At 42.5% G+C, this 17,028-nt stretch carries 17 protein-coding genes and 2 tRNA genes; 9 read left to right on the forward strand and 10 right to left on the reverse strand.

All coding sequences use genetic code 11. The features are described 5' to 3' along the window. The first annotated feature begins 5 nt into the window (after positions 1–5). From secG to QYT14_RS16430, 7 genes are all read left to right on the forward strand, one after another. Complete coding sequence (gene secG / locus QYT14_RS16400; RefSeq protein ID WP_237038967.1) at positions 6–368, forward strand: preprotein translocase subunit SecG; 363 nt, start codon at positions 6–8, stop codon at positions 366–368. A 177-nt stretch (positions 369–545) separates the two neighbouring features. Further along, a complete protein-coding gene (locus QYT14_RS16405; protein ID WP_288324324.1) occupies positions 546–2,018 on the forward strand; it encodes a S41 family peptidase in 1,473 nt (490 codons plus the stop codon). A 55-nt stretch (positions 2,019–2,073) separates the two neighbouring features. Then, the gene (locus QYT14_RS16410; RefSeq protein WP_289307179.1) at positions 2,074–2,388 is read left to right on the forward strand and encodes a hypothetical protein; all 315 of its coding nucleotides are present in this window, start codon (positions 2,074–2,076) and stop codon (positions 2,386–2,388) included. Between the two features lie 197 nt (positions 2,389–2,585). After that, positions 2,586–3,344, forward strand: a complete 759-nt coding sequence (locus QYT14_RS16415; protein WP_237038974.1) for an exodeoxyribonuclease III — start codon at positions 2,586–2,588, stop codon at positions 3,342–3,344. 320 nt (positions 3,345–3,664) lie between these two features. Further along, positions 3,665–4,879, forward strand: a complete 1,215-nt coding sequence (locus QYT14_RS16420; protein ID WP_288324325.1) for a 6-bladed beta-propeller — start codon at positions 3,665–3,667, stop codon at positions 4,877–4,879. 8 nt (positions 4,880–4,887) lie between these two features. After that, on the forward strand, positions 4,888–6,087 hold the full coding sequence (locus QYT14_RS16425) for a 6-bladed beta-propeller (RefSeq protein ID WP_288324326.1): 1,200 nt from the start codon (positions 4,888–4,890) through the stop codon (positions 6,085–6,087). A 19-nt stretch (positions 6,088–6,106) separates the two neighbouring features. Continuing rightward, positions 6,107–7,849, forward strand: a complete 1,743-nt coding sequence (locus tag QYT14_RS16430; protein ID WP_288324327.1) for a hypothetical protein — start codon at positions 6,107–6,109, stop codon at positions 7,847–7,849. 1 nt (position 7,850) lies between these two features. Here the strand turns inward: QYT14_RS16430 and QYT14_RS16435 are convergent, their stop codons facing one another. From QYT14_RS16435 to QYT14_RS16455, 5 genes are all read right to left on the reverse strand, one after another. Then, entirely contained in the window at positions 7,851–8,555 is a 705-nt protein-coding gene (locus tag QYT14_RS16435; protein ID WP_237038978.1) for a pirin family protein, read from the reverse strand. 143 nt (positions 8,556–8,698) lie between these two features. Further along, positions 8,699–8,771 (reverse strand) — tRNA-Gly (locus QYT14_RS16440). A gap of 9 nt (positions 8,772–8,780) precedes the next feature. Beyond that, a tRNA-Tyr gene (locus QYT14_RS16445) sits at positions 8,781–8,863 on the reverse strand. Between the two features lie 110 nt (positions 8,864–8,973). Continuing rightward, positions 8,974–9,471 carry a 6,7-dimethyl-8-ribityllumazine synthase gene (ribH, locus tag QYT14_RS16450; RefSeq protein WP_237038979.1) on the reverse strand — a complete coding sequence of 166 codons (498 nt, stop codon included), beginning with the start codon at positions 9,469–9,471 and terminating at the stop codon, positions 8,974–8,976. Between the two features lie 122 nt (positions 9,472–9,593). Next, positions 9,594–10,271, reverse strand: a complete 678-nt coding sequence (locus QYT14_RS16455) for a tetratricopeptide repeat protein (protein ID WP_237038980.1) — start codon at positions 10,269–10,271, stop codon at positions 9,594–9,596. Positions 10,272–10,421: 150 nt separating this feature from the next. Here QYT14_RS16455 and recF point away from each other — a divergent pair, with 150 nt between their 5' ends. Both recF and QYT14_RS16465 read left to right on the forward strand, forming a co-directional pair. Continuing rightward, a complete protein-coding gene (gene recF, locus QYT14_RS16460; RefSeq protein WP_288324328.1) occupies positions 10,422–11,537 on the forward strand; it encodes a DNA replication and repair protein RecF in 1,116 nt (371 codons plus the stop codon). After that, positions 11,534–11,824: a DUF721 domain-containing protein gene (locus QYT14_RS16465; protein WP_237038982.1), complete on the forward strand. Its 291-nt coding sequence runs from the start codon at positions 11,534–11,536 to the stop codon at positions 11,822–11,824. The genes recF and QYT14_RS16465 overlap by 4 nt, the downstream gene beginning before the upstream one ends. Here QYT14_RS16465 and QYT14_RS16470 read toward each other — a convergent pair whose 3' ends face one another. The 5 genes from QYT14_RS16470 to QYT14_RS16490 are packed head-to-tail and all read right to left on the reverse strand — an operon-like array spanning position 11,825 to position 16,994. Further along, complete coding sequence (locus QYT14_RS16470; RefSeq protein WP_288324329.1) at positions 11,825–12,385, reverse strand: 5-formyltetrahydrofolate cyclo-ligase; 561 nt, start codon at positions 12,383–12,385, stop codon at positions 11,825–11,827. After that, a complete protein-coding gene (locus QYT14_RS16475; RefSeq protein WP_237038984.1) occupies positions 12,288–14,036 on the reverse strand; it encodes a S41 family peptidase in 1,749 nt (582 codons plus the stop codon). Before QYT14_RS16475 ends, QYT14_RS16470 begins: the two co-directional genes overlap by 98 nt. Positions 14,037–14,050: 14 nt before the next feature. Beyond that, positions 14,051–14,485: a dCMP deaminase family protein gene (locus QYT14_RS16480; RefSeq protein WP_237038985.1), complete on the reverse strand. Its 435-nt coding sequence runs from the start codon at positions 14,483–14,485 to the stop codon at positions 14,051–14,053. Between the two features lie 5 nt (positions 14,486–14,490). After that, complete coding sequence (locus QYT14_RS16485) at positions 14,491–14,937, reverse strand: DUF4847 family protein (RefSeq protein ID WP_288324330.1); 447 nt, start codon at positions 14,935–14,937, stop codon at positions 14,491–14,493. A gap of 14 nt (positions 14,938–14,951) precedes the next feature. Beyond that, the gene (locus QYT14_RS16490) at positions 14,952–16,994 is read right to left on the reverse strand and encodes a M3 family metallopeptidase (RefSeq protein WP_288324331.1); all 2,043 of its coding nucleotides are present in this window, start codon (positions 16,992–16,994) and stop codon (positions 14,952–14,954) included. Between the last annotated feature and the right edge of the window lie 34 nt (positions 16,995–17,028).

A 17,028-nucleotide genomic window follows, 5' to 3' on the forward strand; every position in this document is an offset into this window, starting at 1 on the left:
AGAAAATGTATTTATTACTTATTGGATTAATTGTGCTTGCAGCTCTTTTGATGTGTTTCGTTGTATTGATTCAGAATTCAAAAGGAGGTGGCTTGGCTTCTAGTTTTGCTTCTTCTAATCAGATTATGGGTGTTCGCAAGACTACGGATTTTATTGAGAAATTGACATGGGGATTGGCTGCTTTCATGGTGGCATGCAGTGTGCTTACTGCTTATTTCGTTCCTACAACTCATGCAGAATCTTCTGTAATCATGGAACAAGCTGTAAAAGAAGGCGCTACTAATCCGTTGAACGCACCTTCAGGCTTTGCTGCTCCTCAGACTGACGGCGCTGCAACAGAAACTGCTCCGGCTGATTCTGCACAGTAATTTTTTAGACAGTATTTTCCTTAATCATAAGGGTAAGCGGTTTGCTTCTTTCAGGAGGCAAACCGCTTTTTTTTAAACTCTTTTACCTTCATCGAATGATTTTAAAAAGATTATTGTATTTTTGCGAAAACGAATATATCCATACGCGGTATGGAGTATGTCTAAAAAATATCATATATGAAAAAAATCTATTCCCTTTCTCTCTTTTTATGCGTTTTATGCATAATGAGCGGATGCTCTAAAGAGGATGACAATGGCGGTGGTCAAGGCGGCGGTGACGGCAGGGTGACAACCGATGAAATTTATTATGCCAACCAGTTTGCTTATGATGCGCTGGATACCTATTATTTGTGGAAAGATGAAATAGCCGTAGGGATGCAGAAACTCGATCCGAATGTAAATGAAGATCCGATTGGCACCATAAAAGAGATACGGTTTAAGGAAAACAATAAGGAGGTGGACAAGTGGACGATGATGACGGACGATATGGCAAGTCTCGTGGATAATATGGATGGAGTTTCCACTACTTACGGATATAATCTGATGCTTGGAAAGTTTTCCGACTTAGACAGTTATTTCTTCATCGTGACGTTTGTCTATGAGAACAGCCCGGCCTACAAAGCAGGTATGAAGCGCGGGGATGTCATTATGCAGCTGAATGGAAAAGAGATTACGAAGGACAATTATCAGGAAGCTCTTTATAGTTCGAATATCACTCTGGGTATGGGTGAGCAGAAAGGCAATGGCATTGGGCTGAGCGGAACAAAAATAACGCTTGATGCCGTTAAAATGTACGAAAATCCGATACTTGTACATAAAACATTCGATGTCGGAGGCAAGAAGGTCGGCTATTTGGCATATAGCAGTTTCGATTTGGATTCGGCAGAGAAACTGGTGGAGATTTGTCGTCAGTTTAAAGAAGAAGGCATCAGTGAGCTTATTCTGGATTTGCGTTATAATGGCGGAGGTTATGTCTTTACGGAAAAGGTATTGGCATTTATGCTTGCACCGGAAGATGCGGTGAAGAGCAAGGCCGTATATGAAACGGAGATATGGAATAAGGACTTAATGGACTATTACAAGAAAAAGGGAGAAGACCTGAATACTTATTTCAGTACCATTGTCACCAATGGTTCCAAAACTATTAATGTAGAAGGGGCCAATGTGGGCATCACCAAGATTTACGGGCTTATCGGTTCGGGCACAGCATCGGCTTCCGAATCTATACTTATCGGATTAATGCCTTATATGACAGTGGAACTGATTGGAAGTCAGTCTCATGGCAAATATTGTACGGGAGCGTTGCTTGGTCCTGAAAATATTTATTCGAAGTTTCCGGAGGTCATCAAAAACTGGGGATTGTATGTAATGATTAACCGATATGCCGACAAGGATGGCAAGAACCCTTGCATGCCTGATGGCTTACAGCCGGATGTTGCGGTAGCAGACGCTCCGCTTGACGGTTGGCAGTTGGGTGATGAGAATGAAACTTTGTTGAAAGTTGCACTCGATAGGGCAGCAGGTAAGACAGACCGTTCCGTGTCTCGCAGCGCGTCTCTGCTTCCGTATGAATTGACTCTCATGAATGCTAATCCGTTGTTTGGTAAGCGTATAGACAATACTTTAATAGATAAGATAGAGAGAAAGTAGATACGGAAATGTAATCACGTAAGAGTTGTTTCTGAAATGACGTCTTCCGATAAGTATGAACTGGCTGTCGGATGCTTTTGTGGTTGTCGTTTCAGTCGGGTGGAATCCTCGTTTCACCCGGCTGAGACGAGGATTTCACCTGGGTGGCATGAGCGTTTCACCTGGGTGGCATGATAAAGACAAGGACGTGAAAATTGTTTTTGGACAGCTTGCTCAGTGCGGTTTGTCTTGTGGATTTTGTTTCGTTATCGCGGACGGTGTCTACTTCACCGGATTGTCGGGATGGAAAAGGGTCGGTTTATTATGCAGGGAGATGGTGTTTGCACTTTCTATGAGGAATGCACAGCTGCAGATATCATCGGGGTATTGAGGCTGGTTTATCGAGGTTCAGGACGTGTCATATCGGTTTCTTCTTTGCGTTGGCGTATCTTGAGCCGTTTATGGCGAAGCTTGGGAGTTTTCAGGAAAGTAGGTTTATGTATTTTTCATCGTATTCTGTTTTGATAAATATGCTTTTGTACTTATATTTGCTCCTAAAAGTTTTAATGCCCCAAATAATACAGAATTATGTTGAAACTCATATCATGGAATGTAAACGGTCTGCGTGCCTGTTACGATAAAGGTTTTGCCGATGCCTTTCGTCGGCTGGATGCTGATTTCTTCTGTCTGCAGGAGACAAAGATGCAGGAAGGACAGTTGGATGCTCAATTTGAAGGATACCACTCTTATTGGAACTATGCAGAGAAGAAAGGGTATTCGGGCACTGCTGTTTTTTCCCGTCTAAATCCTCTTTCGGTGACTTATGGGATAGGCATTGACGAGCACGATCACGAAGGACGTGTGATTACTCTTGAACTGGACTCCTTCTTTTTGGTGACGGTTTATACGCCTAATTCTCAGGATGGGTTGCGCCGATTGGAGTATCGCATGAAGTGGGAAGATGACTTCCGTGCGTATTTAAAGAAATTGGAGGAAAAGAAACCTGTCATCGTTTGTGGTGACCTCAATGTGGCACATCGTGAGATTGACCTGAAGAATCCGAAAACCAATCGTAAGAATGCCGGATTTACAGATGAAGAGCGTGCTAAATTTACTACTTTGCTGGAATCGGGATTTACGGATACGTTCCGTTATTTCTATCCGGAGCAGGAGGATATTTATTCATGGTGGTCTTATCGTTTCAAGGCGAGAGAGAAGAACGCGGGTTGGCGTATTGATTATTTTGTCACTTCCTCCTCATTGAATGATAAATTGAAGGGTGCGGCAATCCATACGGATATACTCGGTTCGGACCACTGTCCGGTGGAACTGACAATCGAACTGTAAATGCCTTGGCCGTAGGGAGCAATGCATTGTGCCCCTACGGTGATGTATTATCTATACTGTGCCGGTTGCATTGACGGCTATGAAATTTAGAACTTGCCTTAAGATGGGGGGCTATAATGTGAATCTTATTTATACATAGCTCGTCGTGTCCAGAAAAACACTTCAAAAAAGAGCTTTTAATTGTCGCACAAAATCTTTCATAACAATCGTAATTGGTAGAAAATCAGAGACTTATTTAGTCGCAAAACTCTCCTGATTTTATAGCTCGAAATGTATTCTTCTTCTATACCTTTGCTTCGGAAATTAAATAAAATACGATTATGAAAAACAAAGTAAAGGTATTGATGGGGGCTCTTCTAGCTTTATTGACGTTGGGAGCATGTCAATCGTTCTCTTCTAAAAAAGATGAGGTTTGGGTGGCGGATGTACGTTCAGCCATGACAAAAGACACTCCTTTCTCTATGAAGGAGGATGTAGTGGGAATAGAATATATTCCTTTGGAAACAACAGACTCTTGTCTAATCAGTAATGTGACCTATTTGGTGATGGATGATGATTTCATCTTTATTCAAAATGGGAAGACGGACCAGATTTTTAAATTTACCAGACAGGGAAAGTTTGTCTGTCAGATAGGCAGGATGGGGAACGGCCCCGGCGAATATGCTCCTTGGACGATAGAGAATATCTCGTTGGATGTGAATAAGAAAGAAGTCTTCTTGAACAGCAGGCGAATGCCGGCATTCGTTTATTCTTATGAGGGTGAGTTTTTGCGTACTGATACTACAACGGAAGAAGCTGTAGGAAATCGTTATGTATTGAATGACGGCTCGTCTGCATTGGCGGGAGCCCCGATTACTCCTATCTGGCAATCGCCTTGGCTGGTTGCCCTTAAAGATAAGGATAATCAGATGATGGCAGTCAAAGCGCCTTTCCCTGCCAGTGTTCCGGCAGATGCCTGTTATATGCAGGATATACAGTTTGTTCCTTTTCAAAACTCTGCCTTGGCTTATACGCTCTGTAATGATACTGTGTTTAGGGTGACGGAAACAGGTATTTTTCCCGCTTGCATTTATGATAAAAAGAATGGTGCCGACTATAATGAGAAGATTGCGAATATCAATGAAATGGCTAAAGACAATACAAACACATTATCTACTATAGAGTTGTTCACCTTTTTTGAAACTTCACGTTATTTCTATTTCCGGACTATTGTCTTGTCCAAGCCGGAGAAGTGCTTTTTCCAGCGTTTGGATAAGAACACCGGAGAATTCTTATCCCGGCCCGTCAAGCAAGATTTTATGGAGATGTCTTTCGGGTTTAGTGATGGCAATGTGATGGGAATGGAAAATGATTTGGATGGGGGAGTGCCTTTCTGTCCGAGCTATATTTATAAAGACAGAATCCGTGTGCAAGTCATTAATGCTGTGACGTTGGAGAAATTGAAAGACAAAGGATATCTGAAAGATAAACCCGCTGCCTTGCAGTTGGGTGTTGATGATAATCCGATGGTTATTGTATATACATTTAAAAATTAATTTGTGCTATGAAATTACTAAAGTATCTTTGTTTATTGCCTTTTATGGCTTCTTGCAGTTCGGAACAAACTCCTCAAGAGTTACTTTCGGTAGATTTGAGAAGCGGTATGGATCATCCGTCAATGCTTGCCTTGCAAGATGAGATAGAAAGTGTGGAATACATTCCGTTGGAAACAACGGCAGATCCGGCTTCTTTGCTAGACGGAGTGTCCGAATATGCCGTGACAAGTAATTATATCTATGTTTCTCCTGTTAAGGAACAGCGTATCGTGCAGTTTGACCGGAAGGGGCATTTTATCAAGACATTGATTCCCTTCGGACAGGGGCCGGGCGAATTTAGTGATTTCCTAGCAGGCATGCAGGCAGACGAAAAAAACAATCGTCTTTATTTGTTCTGTTCCAATAAGATTATGGTCTACACTTTGGATGGCGAGTTTGTTCAGAATTTGAATCATGACTACATGATTGCTTATCAGCGTATGGTGGGCAAGAATCGTTTTGCTTCGGTGGCCTTTCCTTACATGCCTTTCGAAAGTGGTAGTTACGGATTGGGAGTTTTTTCGGAAAAGGCAGATACTATTGTCATGAAGAATGACTTCTCGTCTCCTTTGGTACCCCGTGAAAAAGCCGGGTTCACCATTGCATTGGCAATGGCTTATTCTGATGTGGAAGAATCTGTCTTGTTTAAGAGTGGCTGCAATGATACCGTCTTTAGAGTGGCTGCGGATGACATTCTTCCGGCGTGCGTGTTAAGGACAGGTAACTCGGATAAGGAGGTGATACGTTCATTGGATGCTACCGATTTTACTTCGCTGAAGAAAAAGTTTGGCGAGGACCATGATATCTTTGTATTTGATATGTTTGAAACTCCTTCCAATTATTATTTCCGTTGCAAATATAATGCAGGACATTATGTGGCTTCTGTCCATAAGAAGACAGGGCAGGTATTGGCAGAGAAGTGTGTGCAGCCGGGAGATATCCGGGCATTGGGAGATGCTAATTTGCTTTACGGAATGCTCGGAACCAAGAGCTATCAGGATTTTCCGGTATGGGGACGTACGCAGGGTGATTGTCTGGTGCAACTGCTCACTGCCTATGAGTTGCATCTGTATAAAGAGAAGTGCAATATAACTGTTCCGTCTGAGTTGAAAGAGGTAAATGACGATAGTAACCCTGTTTTTATTGTATATAAATTGCGGAAAGCCTAAAAAGTGATATTTTTGTAATATGATAAAAATACGTCCATTCATATTGTTGTCTGCCTGGGTAGTCATTATTGGGTGTTTCAATGGAGCTTGCAGTAGGGAGAAACATACTCCTCAACTGTCATGGGGAAAGTATTATTTGTGGAATGCACCCGATTCGGCTCTTCAGGTATTGAAAACAATTCCCTCGCCGGAAAAACTTTCTAAAGAAGAATATAGTCTTTATGCCTTGCTCATGACACAAGCCATGCACAGGTGCGGACAGAAAATATCTTCTGATTCGTTGATTGACATCGCTGTGGAATATTATTCGTCTCATGGCACTTCCGATGAGAAGGCATCCGCATTTCTTTATAAAGGATATGTGCTGGAGAATCTGGGAAAGGATAATGCCGCCATATATGCTTATAAACAGGCGGAAGAGGCGGTGAAGTCTGCAAAAGATTTACGGATTCATTTTCTGGTGTATACGGCATTGGGACATATCAATGGGCGATATGCACATTACGAACAATCTGTTGGCTATTATAAAAAAGCATTGGATTTGAACCTGTCTGTCCCCTCATGGAAAGCCATGGGGGGCAGCTCGGCTTTTATTCCGCTTTATTTGGGGCAAGGTACGCCCCGGTATAATGAAGAGGTGAAATTGGTTCAGGATAAATTCTTTGATATAGTAAACCGGATGGATTTCAGCACTCAGGAAAAGATATACTATCGCTTGGCGCTGGTAGAAAAGGATAAGAAGAACTGGAATGAGGCTGTCTCTTTGCTGAAGCAGGCGCAGGAACGTACTTCTACGGCTGAGGCGCGGCGTGGATACGATATCGAACTGGCTGAAGTGTATAAAAAGTTGGGTAAAGATGCAACGGTGGACAGCCTGCGTGCTGAAGTTCTGAAATCTTCTCGTCCTAAGTTAAGAGCATCGGTATATAAAGATATGTACAGAGAGATGCAAACAAAGGGATTTGAGCGTGAAGCAGCCCTCTATATGCAGCATTATATTAATGAACTGGAGTTGCTGTTTACGTCGGAGAGCCGTGCTGAATTATTGGAGATAGAAAAGAAATATGATTATTCGGCAGTACTGAGACAGAGTAATGATTATCGCAGCCGCTGGACGATAACGATACTGATAACGATAGCTTCTGTTTGTACGTTGGCCTTATTGCTGTGGGGAAGCTGGAAGTTTTTCCGCCATCAAAAACTGGATATTCTGCGTAATTATAAAAAGGATGCTTCTAGTCTTCAGGAACAGATTGATGCGCTTCAGGAACGGATAGAAGAGAATCAGGGAGAAGCAAAGCATTTGCAGGAGCAGATGCAGGTGCTTGAGGCTGAGAAAAGAAATAAGGAATTGCGTATCCGCCAACTGGAAGTGACGTTTCGTTCGAAACACATTTCGCTCCCTGTTGAGACAGTGGAAGCCACTCAGACTTATTTGCAGATTGTATCAAAAAAGAATCCCCATTATAACCCTGCCGAAGACCGTGCCAAGTTGGAACATTGGTTGAATGTATCCCATAATCGGTGGGCGGAGCGTCTTGAAGCGTTTTATCCTTCGCTCACAAACAATGAAAAGGATATCTGTTTTCTGTTCGTACTGGGACTCGGATTTGATGATATTGCCGATTTGTTGGGCGTTCAATCTCGTTCGGTCGACCGTGTGGTTTATCGTATATGCAGAAAGATGGGGTTGGAACAAGGTAGCAAAGAAGAATTTGTGGCGCAAATCAATCGGATGGATGAATGTGCCACAAATAAATAGTTTATAAAGCCACCTCCATAGCCAGTACTTGTGATTCCTCATTGGCTTTAATGGTAATGCTTTCAGTATCCCACACACCGATACCGTCACGTCGGGTCAGGTTTTCGTCGGCTATATCTACATTTCCTTCTATGATGAAGAAATAGACGCCTGTATGCGGTTTGTGCAAATGATAGTCCACTTTATGGCCGGCACTCAGTGTCCCCATCGAAAACCAGGCATCTTGCAGCAAATGTGCCGGAGTATTTCCGTTAGGCGAGATGAAGGTCGCCAATTCATTGTGTTTCATCAATGGGAGGATATTGTAATTATGATATTCCGGTTCTGTTTCTTCTTTGTTGGGGATTATCCAAATTTGCAGCAATTCAAGTTCTTCCTCATTACTGCCGTTATATTCGCTATGATAGATACCTTTTCCTGTGCTCATCACTTGGATTTCTCCGGGGGTGATGACACTTTGATTCTCTACACTGTCTCCATGTTTCAGATAACCTTTTAGCGGGATGGAGACCACTTCCATATTTTTGTGGGGATGCATATCAAAACCTTCTCCCGGAGAAATCCAGTCGTCGTTTAATACCCGTAAGGCACCAAAATGAATTCGTCTTGGATTGTAATAGTTTGCAAAGCTAAATGTATGGTATGTCTTTAACCAGCCGTGGTTAAAATATCCTCTTGAGGTAGCTCTATCAATAATCGTTTTCATACTTATCCTTTCTTTGTTTATAAAGTTATTGATATGTATATAACAAAACCAGGCATTGAAAAGTTTTCATGATGGTCGGGCTGTCAGGGAGGGGAGAGGGGATAACAAAAAAAGAGATGAGTAAAACTCATCTCTTTTCTAAGAGCGGAAGACGGGGCTCAAACCCGCGACCCTCAGCTTGGAAGGCTAATGCTCTATCAACTGAGCTACTTCCGCAATTTTTTGTGGGCAAAGATGGATTCGAACCACCGAAGTCGAAAGACAGCAGATTTACAGTCTGCCCCATTTGGCCACTCTGGTATTTGCCCATTCGCTTATTAAGAACTCCTTAATTCTCTCATTGAGGAGGTTTGTTTCTCAATTGCGATGCAAAGGTACGACTTATTTTTGAATATGCAAATGATTGCAGAACTTTTTTTCAAAATTCCTGCAATTTTCGTTTAAAGTCGACCATTTTAATAGCTGTAATGGCTCCTTCATCTCCTTTATTACCCAATTTACCACCTGCACGATCTTCTGCTTGTTGCATGGTATTGGTTGTAATTAGTCCATAGATGACGGGTATGTCAGTTGTTGCATTCAGGTGAGCTATACCTTGAGTAGTGCCGGCACATACATAGTCGAAGTGAGGAGTATCTCCGCGCACAACGCAGCCTATTGCTATGACTGCATCTACTTTGCCGCTTTTAATCATTTGTGCGGAGCCATAGGTTAGTTCGAAACTTCCGGGGACTGTCTGCACCAGAATGTTTTCGTCTTTCGCTCCGTGTTTCTTTAAAGTATTGACAGCACCTTCCAAAAGAGGGCCGGTAATATTGCTGTTCCATTCGGATACTACGATACCAAAACGCATATTTTCTGCGTTGGGTACAGAATTAAAATCGTAGTCTGATAAATTATGATACGCTGTTGCCATAGTTTATATATATGAATTAATAAGGCACGGATTTCGCGGATTTCACGGTCTGTTCTAAAAAAAGAAACCGTGTGTGTCCGTGTAATCCGTGCCTATGATATGATTAAAAAGTATCCTTTTTCTTATTTGATAGATGCACGTTCAATATACTTATCAATATCCATTGACTGATAAGAATTGAAGTACTTGTTTTTAATCAAAGTGTAAGCATTCACAGCTTCGCTGTTCTTACCCAACTTTTCATAAATCTGTCCTGCCTGAATCAAATAGATAGGGCTCAATGCCTGACTGTCTGCTTTGTCGGCTGCCTTCATCAGAGTGGCGGCAGCTTTGTCCAATTGTCCTGCCTGAGCATAGCAGTTGCCCATTGTTCCGAGCAATGCCGGACTTACCAGTTGGTCGTCAGCGCTAAACTTATTCAGGTATTTCACAGCTTCTTCATATTTGCCTAATTGTGCATAGCACACACCTGCGTATGCATTTGCCAGATTACCGGCTGCTGTTCCGCTGAATTCGTCAGCTACTTTCAGAAAACCTTTGTAACCGATACTGTCACCGTTCAGTGCAGTTTCAAAATTGTCGGCTCCAAAATATTGTTCTCCTTTGAATAAAGCCGCTGAAGCTTTGATTTCATTCGGTTCAGAGATGAAATGCTTGTAACCCATGAAGCCCGCAATGATAATTACAACTGCTGCGATAGCTCCCAGAATTTTACTTTTGTACTTGATAATGAATGCTTCGGAGGTGCTTAAAGCCTCTTCCATATCCAAAGGATCTTGAGTGTGTTTTTTTTCTGCCATTTTTATATTTACTTTTTATTATTTTTCTGCTATAGTTTTCGGACAGCAAAAGTAGTTCATTTATATGTATTAATGAAATTTACAGGCATATTTTTTTAGGTTTTACCGTTTTTATCCCTAATTTTGTGGCTCAAATCAAACAGAAAGTCTATGATACTGAAGCGTATTTCGATATTGAATTATAAGAATCTGGAGCAGGTGGAACTGGATTTCTCACCTAAGATGAACTGTTTTATAGGTCAGAATGGGATGGGAAAGACGAATTTGCTGGATGCGGTTTATTATCTGTCTTTCTGTAAAAGTGCCACGAACCCTATTGATTCGCAGAATGTGATGCATAATCAGGATTTCTTTGTGATTCAGGGGTTTTATGCAACGGACGGAGGCGACCCGGAAGAGATTTATTGTGGTCTGAAGCGTCGGCAGAAAAAGCAGTTCAAGCGTAACAAGAAAGAATACACCCGATTGTCCGATCATATTGGTTTTATTCCTTTGGTAATGGTTTCGCCGGCGGATGCCGAGCTGATAGCCGGAGGGAGTGAGGAGCGACGCCGGTTTATGGATGTGGTGATTTCGCAATATGATAAAGAATATTTGGATGCTCTGATACGCTATAACAAAGCGTTGACTCAGCGTAATGCATTGTTGAAAGCTGAGGCAGAGCCTGATGAGGAACTGATTGCTGTATGGGAGGAGATGATGGCTGCTACCGGAGAGGTGGTGTATAAAAAACGCAGTGAATTTATAGCCGAATTCATTCCTACTTTTCAGTCGTTTTATTCTTATATATCTCAGGATAAGGAGAAGGTGAATTTATCGTATGAATCTCATGCCATACAGGGAAATTTGCAGGAAATTATCAAAGGCAGCCGACAGCGTGACCGTATTATGGGGTATTCGCTGAAGGGGATTCATAAAGATGACCTTATCATGCAGTTAGGAGATTTCCCAATAAAACGGGAAGGCTCTCAGGGGCAAAACAAGACTTATCTTATTGCTTTGAAGCTGGCACAATTCGATTTTCTGAAACGGACGGGCAGCAATACAACTCCTTTATTATTATTGGATGACATATTCGATAAACTGGATGCTTCGCGTGTGGAGCAGATTGTAAAACTGGTAGCGGGCGATAATTTCGGACAGATTTTTATAACAGATACCAATCGGGAGCATTTGGACAAGATACTGAAGAGCATCGAAGGAAAATATAAAGTGTTTGGAGTGGAAAATGGCAATGTTGCTGAACGGAAAGGAGAAACGGAATGAAGCGGAATGATGCGGAACAGATAGGGGATATGATTCGTAAGTTTTTCCGTCTGAATGGATTGGAATCTCCTTTGAATGAATATAGGCTGGTGCAGGCATGGAAAGATGTAGTTGGGCCTGCCATAGCCGGTTATACAAGTAACCTTTATATCAAGAATCAGATTCTTTATGTACACCTCACTTCTTCCGTGCTCCGTCAGGAGTTGATGATGGGAAGAGACCTGTTGGTGAAGAATTTGAACAATCAAGTAGGTGCGCAGGTCATTGTGAATATTATTTTCCGGTGATTATCGTTGAAGGGAAATCTTTCCTTTTTCCGTCCATACCTCGTGCATGGGCTTGTCAAATGATTCTGTCGGTATCTCGTCACTTACCTGAAAATCAAAACAAATACCCACATTATAAGAATGGAGTTGGGGAAGTAACCGGTCATAATATCCTTTCCCTCTGCCCAATCTGTTTCCGTGTCTGTCAAAAGAAACACCCGGAATGATGGCAAAATCAATTTGAGTGTAATTGGTAAAAGCTTCGCCTACTGGCTCTTCTATATGATAGGCTTCGCCGGTTTGCAGGCCTTGCGGACCTGTATAACGGCGAAGCTCCAGGATATCTCCTTTGACTACCGGCAGCAGGATGTCCTTCTGCCGGTACCATTTCTCTACAAAATCGTGTGTCTGCACTTCATCACCCAATGAGTAATAAAGCAATATTGTTTTTGCTGCAATGAAAAGTGGATGTTGTTCCAACTTGTTAAGCAAAGCAATGGAATTCGCTGTCAACTCTGTGGGGGTGTGACGGCTTTTTTCCTGTGCTATCTGCTTGCGCAGTTTCTTTTTTATTTCCTTCATCGCTGACTTTTGTTTCTACGGTTCCTTCGGGAGCCTTTGGAAAAGATTCTTCCTTTTCCAATACTTCCAATGCTTTAAGTACTGTTTTGTCGGTTTGGTTCAGGTATTGGATATAGGCTTCCATACCCAGCATATTATAAATAATATTACCGTATAGGTTCTTTTCGAATAATCTTTGTGATTTATACATCAGGATATTACGACGTTTCAATCCTTTACTTTCAGCAAAACGGGCGAATTGTTCCAATATATTCTGGCGCTTCAAGTATTGAAGCATACTTGCTTCCGTGTCATATTTCTGCAATTCTGCACGATGAGTGTCTGTGTATTGGAAAGAGAATTGAATGGTGAGACTTCTGCTTACCGCTGCTGTATAATAGGAAGTAACTCCTGTTGTGTCTTGCGGCACAAAAATATCGGGCATGATACCTCCTCCACCGTAGACCGGGCGGCCGTTGGCGGTGTAGTAAATGGTGCTATGGTCTTGCTTGATACTGTCTTGGGAGAAGAATTCACCGTGTTCGTAGCGTTTTACGAGATCCATCTCATAGTTCATATCGTTTCCTTTGACGTAAGGTTTCTGGATGCAACGGCCTGAAGGTGTATAATATCGTGCGATAGTGAGGCGGATAGCCGAACCGTCGCTGAAATCAATAGGTTGCTGTACCAGTCCTTTGCCAAAAGAACGGCGTCCGATGATGGTTCCGCGGTCATTGTCCTGAATGGCACCGGCAAAAATTTCACTGGCAGAGGCAGAGCCTTCGTCGGTAAGTACAATCAGTGGCATCTTTTGACTGCTTCCCGTTCCGTTGGAGTGATAGTTTTCACGAGGAGATTTGCGCCCTTGGGTGTAAACAATCAGGTTATTTTTGGGCAGGAACTCATTTACCATTTGAATAGCGGCTCCCATGTAGCCTCCGGTATTTCCGCGTAGGTCGATAATCACACCTTTGCAGTTGTCTTGATTTAGTTTTGCTAATGCAATCAGCAGTTCGGGATATGTTGTTTCTCCGAATTTATTGATTTTGATATAACCGAATTTCTCGTTCAGCATATAGGCGGCATCCACACTCTTGACAGGGATATCACCGCGAATAATGGTAAAATATAGCGGTTCTTTCTCTCCGGGGCGATAAACACCCAGTTTTACTTCGCTGCCTTTAGGCCCTTTTAGACGTTTCATCGATTCGTAGTTGGTTACAATCTTGCCTACAAAGGCTGTGTCGTTGACAGAAATGATACGGTCGCCTGCCATCAAGCCGACCTTTTCGGATGGACCGCCTTGAATGACGTTGTTGATATGAATTGTGTCTTGCTGGATGGTAAATTGAATACCGATGCCACTAAAGCTTCCTTTCAAGTCAGAATTTACAGCCTCCAAATCTTTGGCAGGTATGTAAGAAGAGTGGGGGTCGAGTTCCCCTAAAATCTGAGGCATTGCGTCTTCTACCAATTCATTCATCTTCACAGTGTCCACATATTGGTCGTCAATGATGCGCAACAAGGCGTTTAGTTTATTGGAAGAAGTGTTGATGATACCTAACCGATTGCCTGAAAAATGGTTAGCATAAAAAGTTCCAATCAATATTCCGGCTACGATGCTTACGGCGATGATAACCGGTATAAAACGGGATGTACGGTTTTTGCTCATATTTTTATTTACTATTATTCGTTGAGGTCGATATAAATTACTTCGATGTTGGCTCGCTTCAATAGTTCCAATCCGTCTTCCAATCGGTATTTTTCGGAGTAAACCACTCGTTTGATACCTGCCTGAATGATGAGTTTGGCACATTCAATGCAGGGAGAGGCGGTGACATACATGGTGGCTCCGTTGCTGCTGTTGTTGGAGCGTGCAATCTTGGTAATGGCGTTGGCTTCGGCATGCAGCACATAAGGCTTGGTGACTCCATTATCATCTTCGCACACATTTTCAAAACCTGACGGAGTACCATTGTATCCATCCGAAATAATCATTTTATCTTTTACGATTAATGCACCCACCCGCCGACGTGTGCAATAAGAGTTTTCTGCCCAGATGCCGGCCATGCGGATGTATCGTTTGTCGAGTTTCAGTTGTTTTTCGTCGTTAGTTTCCATGGTTATTAATGTCTGAGTTGGATAAAGCTTTTCTTATCTTCGGGAGCCAGTCTCAGAAAATTGCTGTCTCCTTTATAAAAGCGGGCATTTACCAATGCGTCCATAAACTTGTTGCTCAAGCTAGTGGAGTTACGTCGGTCTTCGATATGGATGCTCACGGAACGATCCTTTCCGTTTGCTTCCCAAATGCCTTCAAATGTGATATTTTGTGCCGAAGCCTTGAATGTATTGTCATTATTGAAGACAATGGTAAACTTCTGGATAACTTCCAGTGTGGCATTGTCATCTTTGGGCGTGAATTCGGGGGTGCCGGCATCGTCAATCCCTCCACCATAGAAATTGACCAGATTCCATGTGCCGCTTGCAAAAATATCTTCTATGTTATCTTCGTTATTGCAACTCCACAATAATGGGAGTGCTATCAATAGGTAAAGAATTGATTTCAGTTTCATTTATTTTCTCGTTTTTAGTTGATAATTCCGTTTCGTTTCAGCAGTGCCTCAATGCCGGGCTCTTTTCCGCGAAAGCGTTTATAGAGTGTCATGGGATGCTCGGTTCCTCCTTTAGACAATATGTTGCGGCGGAAAGAATCGGCTACTTCCCTATTAAAGATACCTTTTTCTTTAAACAGGGAGAAAGCGTCTGCATCCAGCACTTCTGCCCATTTGTAACTGTAATATCCGGCAGAATATCCTCCTGCCATGATGTGTGAGAACTGCACAGACATACACGCTTCGGCGACCGAAGGCAGGACTTGTGCTTTTTGCCATGCTTCCTTTTCGTATGTACGCACATCTCCGTCAAAAGGTTCTTTGCGGGTGTACCATGCCATATCCAGCAGTCCAAAACTTAATTGACGGAGGCAGGCGTATGCAACATTGAAATTCGATGCGTCCACTATTTTCTGAATAAGTTCTGCCGGAATTTGTTCACCGGTCTGGTAATGCTTGGCAAATGTATTGAGAAATTCTTTCTCGATGGCAAAGTTTTCCATAATTTGTGAAGGAAGTTCCACAAAATCCCAATAAACACTTGTACCGCTCAACGTGGCATAAGTGCTGTTGGCAAATATACCGTGCAGGGCATGGCCAAATTCATGCAGGAAAGTATTCACTTCCGAGAAAGTGAGTAGTGCAGGTTTTTCTGCCGATGGTTTGGAAAAGTTCATCGTAACGGAAATATGCGGGCGGCTGTCGACTCCGTTTTCTATCCATTGCTTTTTATAGCTGGTCATCCATGCCCCCGAACGTTTTCCGGCACGAGGATGAAAATCGGTGTAGAGTACGGCTAAAAAGCTGCCGTCTTCATCAAAAACTTCATAAGCATCTACATCCGGGTGGTAGACTGGAATTTCCTTGTTTTCTTTGAATGTGATACCATACAAGCGGGTAGCTAACCCGAATACGCCTTGTTTTACTTGACTGAGTTCAAAATAAGGGCGTAGTTCTTCTTCATTCAGCTTAAACTTCTCATTCTTCAGTTTTTCCGAATAATAGGCCCAGTCCCAGGGCATCAATTGGAAATCGTTGCCTTCCAGACGATGTGCCAGTTCTTCCACTTCTTTCACTTCCTGGTGTGCGGTGGGAGAGTAGGCTTCCAGCAGTTGATTCAACAATTGGTAAACGGATTCTTCCGTTTCTGCCATGCGCTTCTTCAGTACATAATCTGCGTAATTGGAATAGCCGAGGAGTTGTACCAATTCCATACGGATATTAACCAGTTGCTTGATTATTTCCATGTTATTGTACTCGTTGTCGTGAGTACATTGTGTGTTATAGGCCATGTAAAGCTGTTGTCGCAGTGTACGGTCTTTGCAGTATTTCATAAAAGGAACGAAGCTGGGTGCATCCAGAGTGATGATATTGCCTTCTTTTCCTTTTTCTTTAGCTGTTTGGGCATATGATTCGAGCATGCTTTCGGGTAAGCCTTCCAGTTGGCTTGTCGTCAGAGAAAGCTCATAATTGTTTGTTTCTTTTAACAGATTCTGCGAAAAGCGCAATGCGAGTACGCTTAATTCGGTATTGAGCCGACGGTATTTCTCCTTTGCTTCTCCTTGCAGGTTGGCTCCGCTTCTTACAAAGCCGTCATAGGTCTTTTGTAGCAGCATAGTGTCTTCTCCGTTCAAAGCCAATTGGTCTTTCCGGTCGTAAACAGCTTTGATGCGTGCAAAGAGTTTTTCGTTCAGACTGATACTGTTATTATGCTCTGCCAGTAAAGGCATCATTTTTTCTGCCAGTTCCTGCATTTCGTCGTTGGTTTCAGCGCTCAGCAGGTTGCCGAAGATAGTGGTTACTCTTTCGAGCAATGCTCCTGACCTTTCCAATGCCACAATCGTATTTTGGAAATCGGGATTTTCCACATTATTGACGATAGCGTCAATTTCTTCGTTCTGTTCTTTCATTCCCTCCCGGATAGCCGGTTCATAATGTTCTACTTTAATTAAGTGGAACGGGGTGGTATGATGAGGTGTATTATAGGGCTCTAAAAATGGGTTTCTTGTTTCTGTCATAACGTTATTATATTTGACTTACAAAATTGCTAAA

The organism is uncultured Phocaeicola sp. (genome assembly GCF_948499155.1).
Classification (GTDB): domain Bacteria; phylum Bacteroidota; class Bacteroidia; order Bacteroidales; family Bacteroidaceae; genus Phocaeicola; species Phocaeicola faecalis.